The 13,935-nt window shown below is 70.6% G+C and carries 14 protein-coding genes; 3 read left to right on the forward strand and 11 right to left on the reverse strand.

Annotated features, from left to right (window positions below; translation table 11 throughout):
* Positions 1-223: 223 nt before the first annotated feature.
* The 5 genes from V2S05_RS10750 to V2S05_RS10770 all read right to left on the reverse strand — a co-directional run bounded on the left by V2S05_RS10750 (position 224) and on the right by V2S05_RS10770 (position 5,930).
* On the reverse strand, positions 224-721 hold the full coding sequence (locus V2S05_RS10750) for a methylated-DNA--[protein]-cysteine S-methyltransferase (protein WP_271638354.1): 498 nt from the start codon (positions 719-721) through the stop codon (positions 224-226).
* Complete coding sequence (locus V2S05_RS10755; RefSeq protein ID WP_413635292.1) at positions 718-2,247, reverse strand: DNA-3-methyladenine glycosylase 2 family protein; 1,530 nt, start codon at positions 2,245-2,247, stop codon at positions 718-720. The genes V2S05_RS10750 and V2S05_RS10755 overlap by 4 nt, the downstream gene beginning before the upstream one ends.
* 155 nt (positions 2,248-2,402) lie before the next feature.
* Positions 2,403-4,010, reverse strand: coding sequence for a bifunctional phosphoribosylaminoimidazolecarboxamide formyltransferase/IMP cyclohydrolase (gene purH, locus V2S05_RS10760; RefSeq protein WP_413635294.1), 1,608 nt, complete (start codon positions 4,008-4,010; stop codon positions 2,403-2,405).
* 62 nt (positions 4,011-4,072) lie between these two features.
* The gene (gene purN / locus V2S05_RS10765) at positions 4,073-4,654 is read right to left on the reverse strand and encodes a phosphoribosylglycinamide formyltransferase (RefSeq protein ID WP_413635296.1); all 582 of its coding nucleotides are present in this window, start codon (positions 4,652-4,654) and stop codon (positions 4,073-4,075) included.
* A 4-nt stretch (positions 4,655-4,658) separates the two neighbouring features.
* The gene (locus V2S05_RS10770) at positions 4,659-5,930 is read right to left on the reverse strand and encodes a DUF6350 family protein (RefSeq protein ID WP_413635297.1); all 1,272 of its coding nucleotides are present in this window, start codon (positions 5,928-5,930) and stop codon (positions 4,659-4,661) included.
* A 92-nt stretch (positions 5,931-6,022) separates the two neighbouring features.
* Between V2S05_RS10770 and V2S05_RS10775 the strand changes: the two genes are divergently transcribed.
* Entirely contained in the window at positions 6,023-7,462 is a 1,440-nt protein-coding gene (locus tag V2S05_RS10775; RefSeq protein ID WP_413635298.1) for an NCS2 family permease, read from the forward strand.
* Between the two features lie 46 nt (positions 7,463-7,508).
* Positions 7,509-7,646, forward strand: coding sequence for a hypothetical protein (locus tag V2S05_RS10780; RefSeq protein ID WP_413635299.1), 138 nt, complete (start codon positions 7,509-7,511; stop codon positions 7,644-7,646).
* Positions 7,647-7,757: 111 nt separating this feature from the next.
* Here V2S05_RS10780 and V2S05_RS10785 read toward each other — a convergent pair whose 3' ends face one another.
* The 5 genes from V2S05_RS10785 to sucC form a co-directional block, all read right to left on the reverse strand.
* Complete coding sequence (locus V2S05_RS10785) at positions 7,758-8,996, reverse strand: Dyp-type peroxidase (protein WP_413635300.1); 1,239 nt, start codon at positions 8,994-8,996, stop codon at positions 7,758-7,760.
* Positions 8,996-9,577 carry a copper chaperone PCu(A)C gene (locus tag V2S05_RS10790; RefSeq protein ID WP_413635301.1) on the reverse strand — a complete coding sequence of 194 codons (582 nt, stop codon included), beginning with the start codon at positions 9,575-9,577 and terminating at the stop codon, positions 8,996-8,998. The genes V2S05_RS10785 and V2S05_RS10790 overlap by 1 nt, the downstream gene beginning before the upstream one ends.
* Positions 9,578-9,697: 120 nt before the next feature.
* The gene (locus tag V2S05_RS10795) at positions 9,698-10,303 is read right to left on the reverse strand and encodes a hypothetical protein (protein ID WP_413635302.1); all 606 of its coding nucleotides are present in this window, start codon (positions 10,301-10,303) and stop codon (positions 9,698-9,700) included.
* Between the two features lie 136 nt (positions 10,304-10,439).
* Positions 10,440-11,342, reverse strand: a complete 903-nt coding sequence (gene sucD, locus V2S05_RS10800) for a succinate--CoA ligase subunit alpha (protein WP_271638364.1) — start codon at positions 11,340-11,342, stop codon at positions 10,440-10,442.
* A gap of 32 nt (positions 11,343-11,374) precedes the next feature.
* Entirely contained in the window at positions 11,375-12,541 is a 1,167-nt protein-coding gene (gene sucC, locus V2S05_RS10805) for an ADP-forming succinate--CoA ligase subunit beta (protein ID WP_413635303.1), read from the reverse strand.
* A gap of 154 nt (positions 12,542-12,695) precedes the next feature.
* Here sucC and V2S05_RS10810 point away from each other — a divergent pair, with 154 nt between their 5' ends.
* Positions 12,696-13,355: a TetR family transcriptional regulator gene (locus tag V2S05_RS10810; RefSeq protein WP_271638366.1), complete on the forward strand. Its 660-nt coding sequence runs from the start codon at positions 12,696-12,698 to the stop codon at positions 13,353-13,355.
* Positions 13,356-13,368: 13 nt separating this feature from the next.
* Here the strand turns inward: V2S05_RS10810 and V2S05_RS10815 are convergent, their stop codons facing one another.
* Positions 13,369-13,872 (reverse strand): hypothetical protein, encoded by a 504-nt coding sequence (locus tag V2S05_RS10815; RefSeq protein ID WP_413635305.1) that lies wholly within the window; start codon positions 13,870-13,872, stop codon positions 13,369-13,371.
* Between the last annotated feature and the right edge of the window lie 63 nt (positions 13,873-13,935).

Consider the following 13,935-nt stretch of genomic DNA (forward strand, 5'->3'; position numbering starts at 1 on the left):
CAGGGCATCCGGTGCGAGGGCGACGCGGGCGACGCGGGCGTCGCGCGTGGCGAGCTCAGTCGCGCAGGCGGAGTGCGCGCGAGGCGAGGAGGGGCGTGACAGTCGTCGTGATCATGGTGTCCTCCTGGCTCGGCTTCGTCGCCCGGGTCGGCGCGACAGCCTTCGAGCCTATGGCCGCGGGCGCGCAGCGCGCAAGAGCGAGTTGCGCGCTAGGCGCCGCGGATCAGATCTCGCCGCGCTCGCGGGCGAGCAGACTCTGCTTGACCGGCAGTCCCCATGCGAAGCCGCCGAGGGATCCGTCCGCGCGCAGCACGCGGTGGCACGGCACGAACAGCGCCGGCGCGTTGCGCGCGCAGATCGACGCGGCGGCGCGCACGGCCTGCGGGCTGCCGAGCTCGGCGGCGAACTCGCTGTAGCTGAGCGGACGACCCGGTTCGATGCGCCGCAGCGCCTCCCATCCGGCCGCCTGCAGGGCAGTGCCGCGCTGGCGCACGCTCACCGCGTCGATGGCGTGCAGGTCGCCGGCGTAGTACGCGCCGGCCGCGTGCGCGGCATCCGTCTCGCCCTCCGCGACGGCGGCGGGCCGCAGAGCGGGGTGCACGCGCTCGATGATCGCCGCCTGATCGTCGGTCCAGCCCGACGCGAGCACGCGCTGCGCGTCGTCGACGAGGATCGTGAGGGGGCCGTCTGGCGTCTGAATCGTCTGGACGAGCGCGGTCATGGCTTCTCCTTGGGGGCTGGGCGCGCAGAGCGGCGCGGCGGCCGGGCAGGCACCGCTCGCCACAGATGCGCGGTGAGGTAGCTGCGCCAGGGCGCCGTGCGGGCCGCCCAGGCCGTGAGGGATGCCGGGTCGGCGGGAAGCCCCGACGCCGCGGCCCCTGCGCGCACGGCGACGTCACCGGGCAGGAAGACATCGGGGTCGCCGATCACGCGCATGCGCACGTAGTCGGCGGTCCACGGGCCGATGCCCGGCATCGCGAGCAGAGCCGCGCGCTGCGCCGCGGCGTCATCGCCGACGGTCAGGGTGAGCGACCCGTCGGCGAGTGCGGCGGCCGCGCCGGTGATGGCCCGGGTGCGCGCCGCGGGCCCGCGCAGCACCTCGGCGCCGTGCTCGGCGATCGCGGTCATCGTCGGGAACAGCAGCCCGCCGTCCGCGGTGCGCTCGCCCAACTGCTCGGCGAGTGCGGTGAGGGCGGTGCGCGCCGCGGCGACGGTAATCTGCTGCCCCACCATGGCGCGGATGAGCATCTCGTGCGGATCCGCCGTACCCGGCACCCGGATGCCGGGGACGGCGGCCACGAACGGAGCGAGTTCCGGATGCGCCGAGAGCGCGTCGTCGACCGCCCGCGGATCGGCATCGAGATCGAACAGCCGTCGAGCGGTGGCGACGAGGGGCGTCAGATCGGCGAGGCGGGTGACCTTCGCGCGCAGCCGCAGCTGCCCCGACGGGGTCTGCCGGATCTCGACGTGCGCGGGGCCACCCGACATCCGCAGGTGACGAGAGAACGAGGTGGCCGTCGCCGATTCGACTCCGGGCAAGGCGCGTGCGGCCATCCAGGCGAACAGGCCCGCCGTGTCGATCGGGTCGCGGTGCGGCAGCAGCAGGTCTATGGCGCCCTGGGTGAGAGTGTCGCCGTCGTCGGTCGTCACGTGCGTCCCCCGGGCGAGCGCGGGCCGCTTCGCGCGGAGCTCCCCCGGGGTCATCTCGAAGACCTCCCGGATAGTCTCGTTGCACTGCCGGATGCTCGAGAATCCGGCCGAGAACGCGACCTCCGAGATCGGCATGTCGGTGCCAACGAGCAGCATGCGCGCGGTATGCGCGCGGTGCGCCCTGGCCAGCGCCAGCGGGCCGGCGCCCAGCTCGGTGGTCAGCATGCGCGTGAGGTGCCGGGGCGAGTAGCCCAGACGGCGGGCGAGTCCCGGCACGCCCTCCTGCTCGACGACGCCGGCGGCGATCAGGCGCATCGCGCGGGCGGCGGCGTCGCCGCGGAGGTTCCACGCGGGCGAGCCCGGCGCAGCCTCCGGCAGGCAGCGCTTGCAGGCGCGGTATCCGGCCTCGTGCGCCGCTGCGCTCGTGGCGTAGAAGGTGACGTTCTCGGGCTTCGGTGTGCGGGCGGGGCAGCTCGGGCGGCAGTAGATGCGGGTTGAGCGCACGGCCGTGACGAACTGCCCGTCGAAGCGCGTGTCCTTCGCGGTGATCGCACGGTAGCGCTCGTCGTGCTCTGCAGTGCTGCCGACGCCTTCCATGTCTTCATGCTGTCACGCTCACGCGTACTGGGCTGGCGGAAATCGGACACGGCAGTCCGCACGCGAGCCCACCGCGGCGCACGCGTGCCGGGAGCCACGTGTCGGTCATAAGCGCGGGAGAAAGGACATGTGGCTCCCGCCCGGAACGCTCCGCGTCAGTGGAAGAAGTGGCGCTCCCCGGTGAAGAACATCGTCACGCCGGCCTTGCGGGCGGCGTCGACGACCTCTTCATCGCGCACCGAGCCGCCGGGCTGCACGATCGCGGTGACCCCCGCGTCGATGAGCACCTGCGCCCCGTCGGCGAAGGGGAAGAACGCATCGGATGCCGCGGCCGACCCTGCGGCTCGTCCTCCCGCCCGCTCGACGGCGAGGCGGCACGAGTCGACCCGGTTGACCTGCCCCATGCCGACGCCCACCGTCGCGTTGTCCTTCGCGAGCACGATCGCGTTCGACTTCACCGCGCGGCAGGCCTTCCACGCGAAGATGAGGTTCTCCATCTCGACGTCATCGGGACGCTCGCCCGAGACGAGCTCCCAGTTCGTCGCGACCGAGACGATGTCGTCGGGGAAGCGGTCGGCATCCTGCAGCAGCAGTCCGCCCGAGACGAGCCGCACATCCATCCGCTCCTGTCGCCAGTCGGCGGGCAGCTGCAGCAGACGCAGGTTCTTCTTCGCCTTAAACACCTCGAGGGCGGCCGGCTCGAAGTCCGGCGCCACGATGACCTCGGTGAAGATGTCCTTCAGGTTCTCGGCCATCTTCAGCGTCACGGTGCCGTTGGCGGCGATCACTCCCCCGTACGCCGACACCGGGTCGCACTCGTGAGCGCGCAGATGGGCGCTGGCGATCGGGTCGAGGGCGTTGCGGGCAGTCGTCGCGATGCCGCACGGGTTCGCGTGCTTGATGATCGCCACGGCCGGCTGCACCATGTCGTAGGCGGCGCGCAGCGCGGCGTCGGCGTCGACGTAGTTGTTGTACGACATCTCCTTGCCCTGCAGCTGGGTCGCCTGGGCGATGCCGTGCCCGCCGGCACGGGTGTAGATCGCGCCGCGCTGGTGCGAGTTCTCGCCGTAGCGCAGGGTGGCCAGGCGCTCGGCCTTCACCGTGAGGTGCGCCGGCAGGTCTCCGCCCTCGGCGAGGGTGCCCTCCGAGAACCACTGTGCGACGGCCGAGTCGTAGCTGGCCGTGTGCGCGAAAGCGCGCGCGGCGAGCTCCCGACGGTGCACGAGCGTGGTGCCGCCTTCGGCGATCGCCTCGATGATGGCGGGGTACGACTCGGGCGATACGACGATCGCGACGTTCGCGTGGTTCTTCGCGGCGGCGCGCACCATGGCCGGCCCGCCGATGTCGATCTGCTCGACGATGGCGTCGGGGTCGGCGCCGGATGCCACGGTCTCGACGAACGGGTAGAGGTTGACCACGACGAGCTCGAACGGCTCGATGCCGAGGTCGGCCAGCTGCCGCTCGTGGTCTTCCAGGCGAAGGTCGGCCAGCAGACCGCCGTGCACCTTCGGGTGCAGCGTCTTGACGCGCCCGTCGAGCATCTCGGCGACGCCGGTCACGGATGCCACGTCGGTGACCTCATGGCCGGCGTCGCGGATGGTCTGCGCGGTCGACCCCGTCGAGACGATCTCGATGCCCGCCTCGGTCAGAGCCTCGGCGAGCTCGACCAGGCCGGACTTGTCGCTCACCGAGACCAGGGCGCGCTTGACCCGCACGAGGTCGCGATCACGGTACAGCGAGGGGTCGAGGCTGGGGCCGGCCATGAGGGTGCTCCTTCGTTCGGGCGAGATCGTTTGCGTGTCGGCGGGTGGGTAGCGGCGAGATGTCAGCGGGAGAGCGTCAGCTCGCCCGTGGCGATGCGCTGCACCGCATCGATCAGCAGGCGTCGCTCGACGGGCTTGATGCGGTCGTGCAGGGTGGCTTCGTCGTCGCCGGGCAGCACCGAAACGCGCTCTTGAGCCAGGATCGGCCCGCTGTCGATGCCGTCGTCGATGACGATGATGCTCGCCCCGGTCTCACTGACGCCGGCGGCGAGCGCGTCGCGTACACCGTGCGCGCCCGGGAACTCGGGCAGGTATGCGGGATGCGTGTTGATGATGTTCGGCGCGTAGCGCTCGACGACAGCGTGAGGCAGCAGGCGCATCAGTCCGCTGAGCACGATGAGGTCGGGCTGCCAGGCATCCAGCTGCGCGGCCAGCTCTTGCCCCCATTCCTCGCGACTGTCGTATGCGGTGTAGGGCACGGTGAAGGTCGGGATGCCGAACTCCTCGGCGTGCGCGAGACCTGCGGCGTCGCGGTCGGCGCCGACGGCGATGACCCTGGCCGGGAAATCGGGGTGACTCGCCGCCTCGAGCAGGGCTCGAAGGTTCGAGCCGGTACCGGAGATGAGTACGGCGAGCGTCAGCACCCGGTCAGTCTACCGGGGCGCTGAGCCCGGCCATCTCTTCATGCCAGCGGTCGATGCGCTCTTCGGCGAGCTCGTCGCGGTGCCGCGGTGCGAGCAGCAGGATGCCGGCGCCGATGAGCACTTCGATGCCGATCGCCAGCGCGAACGGCCCCGGCGCAGGGCCTGCTTGGGCGAGTCGGCCGGGGCCGATCGACCCGGACGCCAGCGCCGCGGCGAGCGCGGCGGTTCCCGCGGTCAGGATCGTGATGCCGCCGGCGATGGCGGCCCTGGGGCCATACCCGCCTGCTGTGTGCTCCCAGACCAGGCGCGAGCGCACCATCCAGCCGGCCACGGCGCCGCAGGCGATCGGAACGAGCACGCTCACCAGCATCCAGATCGACGAATTCTCGGGCACGAGGCCGAGCACGGGGATGCCGGGGACGACGCCCAGCTCGGTGCCGGCGGGCGAGACCGCGGTGCCCGCGCCGAGGGCGAAGCCGGGGCCGGCGAGCCAGCTCGCAGACCACACGAGCAGGGTGGGCAGGTAGGCCAGGTGACCGATGGTGAGCATGGCGGCGCCGAGCGCGTCGACGTGCGCCGCCTCGAACAGGGCGACGACCTCGCCCCCGCGCAGCAGAGTCATCACGGCGAAGCCCACGGCGGAGGCGCCGGTCAGCGCGACGCCCGCGATCGCGGCGCCCCTGACCGCCTCGCCTGGCACAGCCGCCCAGTCGCCCCACGAGTCGACGACATCACGGAGCCGGTCGATCGGACCGTCGTCGCCCTCGGCCCACGCATGACGCAGCCCACCGGCGAGCGCACCGACGGCGTAGACCGCGGCGGGGATCACTATCGCCGCCCACAGCGGGGCGCGCAGCACATCAGAGCGGCCGGTCAGCGCGACTGCGGTGCAGATCGCGGTGAAGGCCAGCACTCCCCCGCAGACACCCGAGATCCACCGGCCGGCCACTGCGGCGCGACGGCCCGAGCGCGCGGCGAGCAGCCCGGTGAACAGCAGCAGCGCCAGCGGCGGCACCGACAGCGCGAACCGGGCGGCATCCTTCGGGATGGCGAGGCTCGAGAGCACGGCATCCGGAAGCACCACCTCGAGGGGCACCCCGTGGCCGAACTGCCAGAGCGTGCCGCTCACCGGCCATAGCGCACCCCAGTCGGCATCGAGCCCGAACGCCAGAACCCAGAGCAGGGTGAACGGCGCGAGCACGACGGCCAGCCCGACCGCGGCCGCGATGGCGGCGTCGAGGGCGGCGAGCAGCGCGACGATGAGGCGTTGTTGCATGACGGATCGAGCCTACGTCGTGCATCCGCCCGGTATGCCTCGGCCACGCGCGGTGCGCCGAACCCGGTAGATTCTCTTCGGAGGTCCACCCGATGACTGATGCCCCTGTGCGCCCTGACACCGAACCGCGCAACGCTATCGACCGATTCTTCGAGATCACCCGGCGAGGATCGACCTTCGCCGCCGAGATCCGCGGAGGTGTGGTCACCTTCGTGACGATGGCGTACATCGTCATCCTGAACCCGATCATCCTCTCCAGCGGAACCGACATCGACGGCTCCCAGCTCGACTTCGTTCAGCTGAGCGCGGTGACCGGCCTGACCGCCGCGGTCATGACGATCCTGTTCGGTCTCGTCGCGCGCCTGCCCTTCGGATTCGCCGCCGGACTCGGCATCAACGCGTTCCTCGCGTTCTCGGTCGTGGGCGAGGTGACCTGGCCCGAGGCGATGGGCCTGGTGGTGATCAACGGCCTGATCATCGTTCTGCTCAGCGCCACGGGCCTGCGCCGCATGATCTTCGACGCCGTCCCCATGCAGCTGAAGATCGCCATCACCGTGGGCATCGGCCTGTTCATCGCGTTCATCGGCTTCGTCAACGCCGGTTTCGTCACCGCAGCCGCGTCGCCGCCAGTCGCGCTCGGCGTCGGCGGCTCGGTCGCCACCGTGCCCACGCTGCTGTTCGTGCTGACCCTGCTGCTCACCGGCGTGCTCGTGGCCCGCCGGGTGAAGGGCGGCATCCTCATCGGACTCGTCTCGGGCACCGTGCTGGCAGTGATCGTCGAGGCGATCTGGCACATCGGCGCCAAGGGCGACGACAACCCCGGCGGCTGGGGCCTGTCGGTGCCGGCCCTGCCCGCGCAGCTGGTCAGCCTTCCCGACCTGTCGCTCGTCGGCCAGTTCGACCTGTTCGGCGGATTCGGCCGCATCGGCGCTCTGGCCGCTCTCATGCTCGTCTTCACCCTCGTCTTCACGAACTTCTTCGATGCGATGGGCACCATGACGGGTCTCGCGAAGGAGGCTGAGATCGCCGATCAGCGCGGTAACTTCCCGCGCCTGAAGTCTGCGCTGATCGTCGAGGGTGTCGGCGCCGTGGTCGGTGGCGCGACCTCCTCGTCGTCGAACACGGTGTTCGTCGAGTCGGGCGCGGGCATCAGCGAGGGCGCGCGCACCGGCTTCGCGAACCTCGTCACCGGCGGGCTCTTCCTGATCGCGATGTTCTTCACGCCGCTGGTGTCGATCGTGCCCACCGAGGTCGCGGCCGCGGCGCTGGTGATCGTCGGCGCGCTCATGATGAGCCAGATCCGCTTCATCGACCTGACCGACTTCTCGGCCCTGTTCGGTGTCTTCCTCACCGTGTCGGTGATGCCGATGACCTACTCGATCGCGAACGGAATCGGCGCGGGCTTCATCGGCTGGGTCGCGGCGCGGGCGTTCTCGGGCAAGGCGAAGGAGATCAGCCCGCTGCTGTGGGTCGTGGCTGCCGGCTTCGTGATCTACTTCGCCCGCGGTCCGGTGGAGATGCTGCTCAGCTGAGCGTCGGTCCTCGTGCTCCCTGGGCGAGGCGGCGGAGCTCTCGCAGATGACCGCCCGGGGCCACGCAGCGATCGCGAGCATCGCCTCGATCGCCGGGCTGCAGTCCACCTCCCAGCTGTCGCCGTGCGGTGCGAGCAAGCACGGCGTCACGCTGCCCGTCGGCGGCGGCTCGCTGGCGCGCTGAACCGAGCGCGACACCGCCTGGTCGCGGCACCGCGCCGCGCATGACGAAGGCCCCGGGGTGGAGCCCGGGGCCTTCATGCATCAGTCTAGCGCGGGAATCGTGCGGCCGCGCTCATGCCTCGAGCAGGGTCTCGCCGATGTACCCGTCCGGCGCGCAGCCGGGAGGCACGGCGAAGACGGCGCTGCCGACGGGCGTGGTCCAGATGTTCAGCAGATCCGCCTTCGCGAGCCGCTCCTGCATCGGCGTGAACTGGCGGGACACGTCGGCCTGGAACGAGATGAACACCAGACCCGACTCCGACACCGATCCGGGGTCGGAGGAGGGGACGTCGTAGTTGTACCCGCGGCGGAAGATCCGCTCCCCCGGATCGGCTGAGCGCGCACGCCGGATGTGCGCGAGATCGTGGATCACCGGAAAGCCCAGCCTGTCCTTCGCCGCGAAGTCGGGCTCGTCGTGCTCGCGCTCTCCGGTCAGCGGCGCGCCGGTGTCGAGCCTGCGCCCGACGGCGAACTCCCGTGCCCCGCGATCGACTTCGTCCCAGGTGTCGAGATTCATCCGGATGCGCCGCACCACCATTCCGGTTCCGCCGGACAGCCATCCGCCGACGCTCCACACCACGTCGTCGAAGTCGTCGTCGCCGGGGCGGGGGTTGGCGGTGCCGTCGACCTGACCGAACAGGTTGCGCATGGTCGTGCCGGGAGCCACGGTGCCGTGCGCCTGCCGGAACCCGTGCTGCACCCAGTGCACGCGCATGAAGCTGCGGGCGTCCTTCAGCAGCATGCGGGTCGTGTGCGCGACCGTCATCGGGTCGTCGGCGGCGACCTGGATGATCAGATCACCGCCGGTGAACTCCGGCTGCAGCCGATCGATCGCGAACTCCGGCAGCGGAGCGAGCCACGGCGGCGAGTCACCGCCGGCCCGGGAGACGAACTCCGGCCCGAATCCGAAGGTGACCGTCAGCCGCGCCGGGTCGCGAGCGAGCTCGGGTTCGGTGTCGGCGAGAGCAGGCTCGCCCGCGGTGAGGCGAGCGGCGTCGTCGCTGAGCAGGCGCATCATGCGCCGCATCCGCTCACGGTCGGTCTGCGGGTGCAGGCTGAGCGCGACGAGCGTGACGTGGGCGGTCGCGTCGGTGGCGATACCCGCCTGATGCGGGCCGTGGAAGGGCACGACGGCGCGACCGTGCAGCACGGGCCCGGCCGCTGGTGCAGGTGCCGGGGTGGAGAGCCGCTCTGCGCCGAGCGCGACGAGCGCCCCGGCACCGGCGGCAGCCCCTCCGAAGAGGAGCTGCCGCCGGGTGGGGCGGGACATCGACTCGGTTCCGCGCGCGGCGTGATCGCTGCGCGCGTTCATCAGTGCCCCTGGTCGGAATCGTGCTCGGAGTGGCCGGAGTGCTCGTCGTGTTCGGACTCGTAGTGCTCCTGAGCGCCGGTGAAGTCCTTCACCGCCGCGGTGAACGACATCGTCGACTCGTCCGAGAACGTCAGCGTGAACTGCACCTCCTGGCCTGCCTCGACGGGTGCGGTCAGCCCCATGAGCATGAGGTGCTCCCCTCCCGGCGCGAGTTCGAGCGTGCCCCCGGCGGGGATGACCAATCCGCCCCGCACCTCGCGCATGGTGGTTCCGCCGCTGGCGGAGTCGGAGACGGTCTCGTGCAGTTCGACGCGTGCGGCGGCTTCAGTGCGCGCGGAGACGATGGTGATCTCGTCGTCGGTCGGGTTCGACAGGATGCCGAAGCCGGCTGTCATGCCCTCAGCGGCCGACTTGACCCACGCGTCGTCGATGGTCACCGCCTCACCGGCGGGCGACGGGGCGTGCGAGGCGGAGCCGTGCGGGTCGGGCTGAGCTGTGGTGGGAGCGCAGCCGGTGAGAAGCAGCAGCGCGGCTGCGAGAGCGAGGGCGGGTCGGGTGAGACGGCGAGCGTCGGTGTGCATGGTTGTGCCTTTCAGGATCTGTTCTCTCGCCGTGCGCATGCACGACGAAGCACGCCCGCCTCGTGGCGGGTGCGCGGTCCGCGCAGGCGCGGACGGCGCCATCCGGATGGACGGCGCCTCTCAGATGCTGAAGACCAGCGGCGGGCCCCGGTGCGGCTGCCGCCGGACGACGCGGATGCCGGTGTCGACGGCGTCGGTGTGCGCGGGGCGCGACGGGGCGCGCAGCCCGGGGCGGGGCGGCGCGGCGGGCAGGCGATCGCAGAGCAGGGCGACGAGCCATGTCGTCAGCCGGCCGGCGAGACGGACGAGGCCGACCAGCAGCATCTCGCCGCGGTGCAGTGCAGCGGTGGTGATGAGCACCGCGAGGGCGTGACCGAGCCACATCCCCGCGGTCGGGTCTGCGATGACGGTCTCAGCGCCCGACAGCACCGGCGGCGCACCGTGCTGATGCACGCTCAGCCCGCCGGCCGGCGTGAACGCACCCAGGATGAACAGCTCGTGGAAGAGGAACTGGCTGGCCGAGACGGCGAGGAGCAGCCGTGCCGGTGAGAGCCGCCGGCCTGCGAGGAGCACGCTGATCATGCTCGACAGCACCAGCGGCACGACGAGTCCGATGAGGCCGGGCAGCGCTCCCCCGGCGGAGACGTGCGCGAGCAGCGCGACGAAGGTGGCCACCAGCGCCGACGACGTCCCGCGCAGCAGCTGCGGGAGCCTCGAGGAGCGCATGTCTCAATCCTGCCATGCCGTGGCGTGGCTTCCCCACCCGGAGACGCGGATGGCCCCGGGAATGGATCCCGGGGCCATCGTGCGTCGACTGGTCGCTGCGCTCCTCGCTCAGCAACCGGTCGGCGTCGCTTCGCGACTAGAGCGCCTCGACGATGGCGCGCATCAGATCGGCGGTCTCGGAGGGCGTCTTGCCCACCTTGACGCCGGCAGCCTCGAGGGCCTCCTTCTTGGCCTGCGCGGTTCCGGCCGAGCCCGAGACGATGGCGCCGGCGTGGCCCATGGTCTTGCCCTCGGGAGCGGTGAAGCCGGCGACGTAGCCCACGACGGGCTTGGTGACGTTGGCCTTGATGTAGTCGGCCGCGCGCTCCTCGGCGTCGCCGCCGATCTCGCCGATCATGACGATGGCCTTGGTCTCGGGGTCGGCCTCGAACGCGGCGAGCGCGTCGATGTGCGTGGTGCCGATGACCGGGTCGCCGCCGATGCCGATCGCGGTCGAGAAGCCCAGGTCGCGCAGCTCGAACATCATCTGGTACGTCAGCGTGCCCGACTTCGACACCAGGCCGATCGGGCCCTTGCCGGTGATGTTCGCCGGGGTGATGCCGACCAGCGCCTCGTCGGGAGTGATGATACCGGGGCAGTTCGGGCCGATGATGCGGGTCTTGTTGCCCTTCTCGGTCGCGTACGCCCAGGCCTCTGCGCTGTCGCCGACGGGCACGCCCTCGGTGATGACGACGAGCAGCGGGATCTCGGCGTCGATGGCCTCGACCATGGCGTCCTTGGTGAAGGCGCCTGGCACGAAGGCGATCGAGACGTCGGCGCCGGTCTTCTCCATCGCCTCGGCGACAGAGCCGAAGACGGGGAGCTCGACGGCGTTGCCGTCCTTATCGGTGTGCGCGACGGTGGTGCCGGCCTTGCGGGCGTTCACGCCGCCCACGATGTTCGTGCCCGCCTTGAGCATCAGTGCGGTGTGCTTGGTGCCCTCGCCGCCGGTGATGCCCTGGACGATGACCTTGGAGTCCTTGTTGATGAAGATCGACATGTCTGTTCCTTAAATCCGAGCCCGTCGAAGGGTCAGGCGTTCGCCAGCTCGGCGGCCTTGTCGGCGCCCTCGTCCATGGTGGCGGCGAGGGTGACCAGCGGGTGGTTGGCGGCGGCGAGGATCTCGCGACCCTCTTCGACCTGGTTGCCGTCGAGGCGCACGACGAGCGGCTTGGTGGCCGCGTCACCGAGGATCTCGAGGGCCTTCACGATGCCCTCCGCGACCGCCACGCACGAGGTGATGCCGCCGAAGACGTTCACGAACACGCTCTTGACCTGCTCGTCGCCGAGGATGACGTCGAGGCCTGCGGCCATGACCGTGGCGGATGCGCCGCCACCGATGTCGAGGAAGTTCGCCGGCTTGACGCCGCCGTGCTTCTCGCCGGCGTAGGCGACGACGTCGAGGGTCGACATGACCAGACCGGCGCCGTTGCCGATGATGCCGACCTGTCCGTCGAGCTTGACGTAGTTCAGACCGGATGCCTTCGCCTTCGCCTCGAGGGGGTTCTCGGAGTCCTTGTCGGCGAGGGCCTCGTGCTCGGGGTGACGGATCTCGGACGCGTTGTCGTCGAGGGTCACCTTGCCGTCGAGGGCGATGATGTCGCCGTCTTCGGTGCGCACCAGCGGGTTGACCTCGACGAGCGTGGCGTCCTCGCCCTTGTAAACGTCGTAGAGCTTGACGAACACGTCGGCGACCTTCTCGACCAGGTCTTCGGGGAAGTTCGCCGCCTGCGCGATCTCGACGGCCTTCGCCTTATCGATGCCCGTCAGCGGGTTGACCTCGACGCGAGCGAGGGCCTCGGGCTTCTCGACGGCGAGCTGCTCGATCTCCATGCCGCCCTCGACGCTGCACAGCGACAGGTACGAGCGGTTCGCGCGGTCGAGCAGCACCGAGAAGTAGAACTCCTCCGCGATGCGCGCGCCCTGCGCCACCATCACTCGCTTGACGACGTGGCCCTTGATGTCGAGACCGAGGATGCTCTTCGCGGCCTCGTACGCCTCGTCGGGGGTCTTGGCGACCTTGACACCGCCGGCCTTGCCGCGGCCACCGGTCTTGACCTGCGCCTTGACGACCACGACACCGCCGATCTTCTCGGCGGCCGCCCTCACCTCCTCGGGGGTGTCGGCGACGATGCCGGCGAGGACCGGCACTCCGTACTTCTCGAAAACGTCTCGTGCCTGGTACTCGTACAGATCCACTGTGGTTCCTTCACTGGGCTGCTGTCTGGTCTGGTGATGCTCTCGATGTCGAGACATCGACCAATCCCCCAGCCTACTACCGCGATCTGGGCGGTCCGCCGCCGCCCGCGGACACCGACCGGCGAGCCGGCCCACCGCGGTCTAGGCTTTCGCCATGCACGAATCCGCAGATCTGAGCACCGGCGTCGTCGCCGCGGCCCTCGAACTCTTCAGCGCTCAGGGCTTCGATCAGACGTCCGTCGAGCAGATCGCGAAGGCCGCGGGTGTCTCGCGATCGACCTTCTTCCGCCAGTTCGGCGGCAAGGAGGACGTCGTGTTCATCGATCACGAGGCCCTGCTCGATGAGCTGCGGCACTTCCTGGCCGAGCCGCACGACGACCCGTGGGCGGCGGTCTGCGAGGCATCGGAGCGCGTGTTCACGCACTTCGCCCGCGACCCCGAACTCGCCAGGCGGCGGTACGAGATCGTCCGCGAGGTGCCGGTGCTGCGTGATCGCGAGATCGTCACGGTGTTCCGGTACGAGCGGCTGTTCGACGAGCACCTGCGCGACTCCCTGCCCGGGATCGCGCCCATCGACGCGGTCGGGTTCTCGGCACTGATCACCGCCGTGCACAACCATGTGCTGCGCCAGCTGCTGCGCGGCAGCCGCGTGCCGCTGAGCGTGCTGCGCGACGCGCTCGACGACGTCCGCCGACGCTACGGGGTGCTGCCCGAGGCGGTCACCCCGGCAGACGACGATGTCGTGGTCGCCGTGTTCCCCCGGTCGATGCCGGTGGCCGAGATCTCACGTCGAGTGCAGGCTCAGCTGTCCTGACCCCACGCCGACGTCACTCGTCGCAGCCGCACTTGCCCGAGGCGTTCTTCACCATGAAGCACACGTCGCACACGCCGTAATCGCGCTCCGCGAGGTTCGTGGCCTTCGGGGCACGCGGCTGAGGGGCGGGGCGTGTCGCGGCGGGGGCGCGTCCGGCGGACGCCGAGCGCTTCGACGCCGACACGGTCGGCAGCCCACTGGGCTGGTGCACGTAGAAGTACGGTGCGCGTCCCTCGCTGGGAAGCAGCGGCAGCACCCGGCCGCCGACGCTCACCTGCTCGTCTTCGGAGAAGCCGTTGATGTAGGTGCGGCCGATGTGCAGGGGCGCCTGCGGGGTGCGGCGGATCGCCTCGATGTACCTGCCGCGGTCGATGTAGCTGCTGATGCCGACGGTGTCCGTCACCGCGGCGATGAACTCGTGATTCTCGATGGGGATCCGGTGCGCGCGCAGCGCCTCCGCGAGAGATCGGTACGGACGAGAGGTTCCTGCGGGGGTCGGGCCCTGTACTTCGTTCATCACACTCATTCTCTCACCCGCAAGGCCCCCTGTGGCGTCGAGCGTCCGTGCCAGACTCTTCTG

Source organism: Microbacterium sp. OR16, assembly GCF_047306725.1.
GTDB lineage: Bacteria > Actinomycetota > Actinomycetes > Actinomycetales > Microbacteriaceae > Microbacterium.

Coding starts and splice junctions, on each gene's coding strand:
- V2S05_RS10750 (WP_271638354.1), bottom strand. CDS start 721: ATGACCGCGCTCGTCCAGACGATTCAGACGCCAGACGGCCCCCTCACG.
- V2S05_RS10755 (WP_413635292.1), bottom strand. CDS start 2,247: ATGGAAGGCGTCGGCAGCACTGCAGAGCACGACGAGCGCTACCGTGCG.
- purH (WP_413635294.1), bottom strand. CDS start 4,010: ATGGCCGGCCCCAGCCTCGACCCCTCGCTGTACCGTGATCGCGACCTC.
- V2S05_RS10770 (WP_413635297.1), bottom strand. CDS start 5,930: ATGCAACAACGCCTCATCGTCGCGCTGCTCGCCGCCCTCGACGCCGCC.
- V2S05_RS10775 (WP_413635298.1), top strand. CDS start 6,023: ATGACTGATGCCCCTGTGCGCCCTGACACCGAACCGCGCAACGCTATC.
- V2S05_RS10780 (WP_413635299.1), top strand. CDS start 7,509: ATGACCGCCCGGGGCCACGCAGCGATCGCGAGCATCGCCTCGATCGCC.
- V2S05_RS10785 (WP_413635300.1), bottom strand. CDS start 8,996: ATGAACGCGCGCAGCGATCACGCCGCGCGCGGAACCGAGTCGATGTCC.
- V2S05_RS10790 (WP_413635301.1), bottom strand. CDS start 9,577: ATGCACACCGACGCTCGCCGTCTCACCCGACCCGCCCTCGCTCTCGCA.
- V2S05_RS10795 (WP_413635302.1), bottom strand. CDS start 10,303: ATGCGCTCCTCGAGGCTCCCGCAGCTGCTGCGCGGGACGTCGTCGGCG.
- sucD (WP_271638364.1), bottom strand. CDS start 11,342: ATGTCGATCTTCATCAACAAGGACTCCAAGGTCATCGTCCAGGGCATC.
- V2S05_RS10810 (WP_271638366.1), top strand. CDS start 12,696: ATGCACGAATCCGCAGATCTGAGCACCGGCGTCGTCGCCGCGGCCCTC.
- V2S05_RS10815 (WP_413635305.1), bottom strand. CDS start 13,872: ATGAACGAAGTACAGGGCCCGACCCCCGCAGGAACCTCTCGTCCGTAC.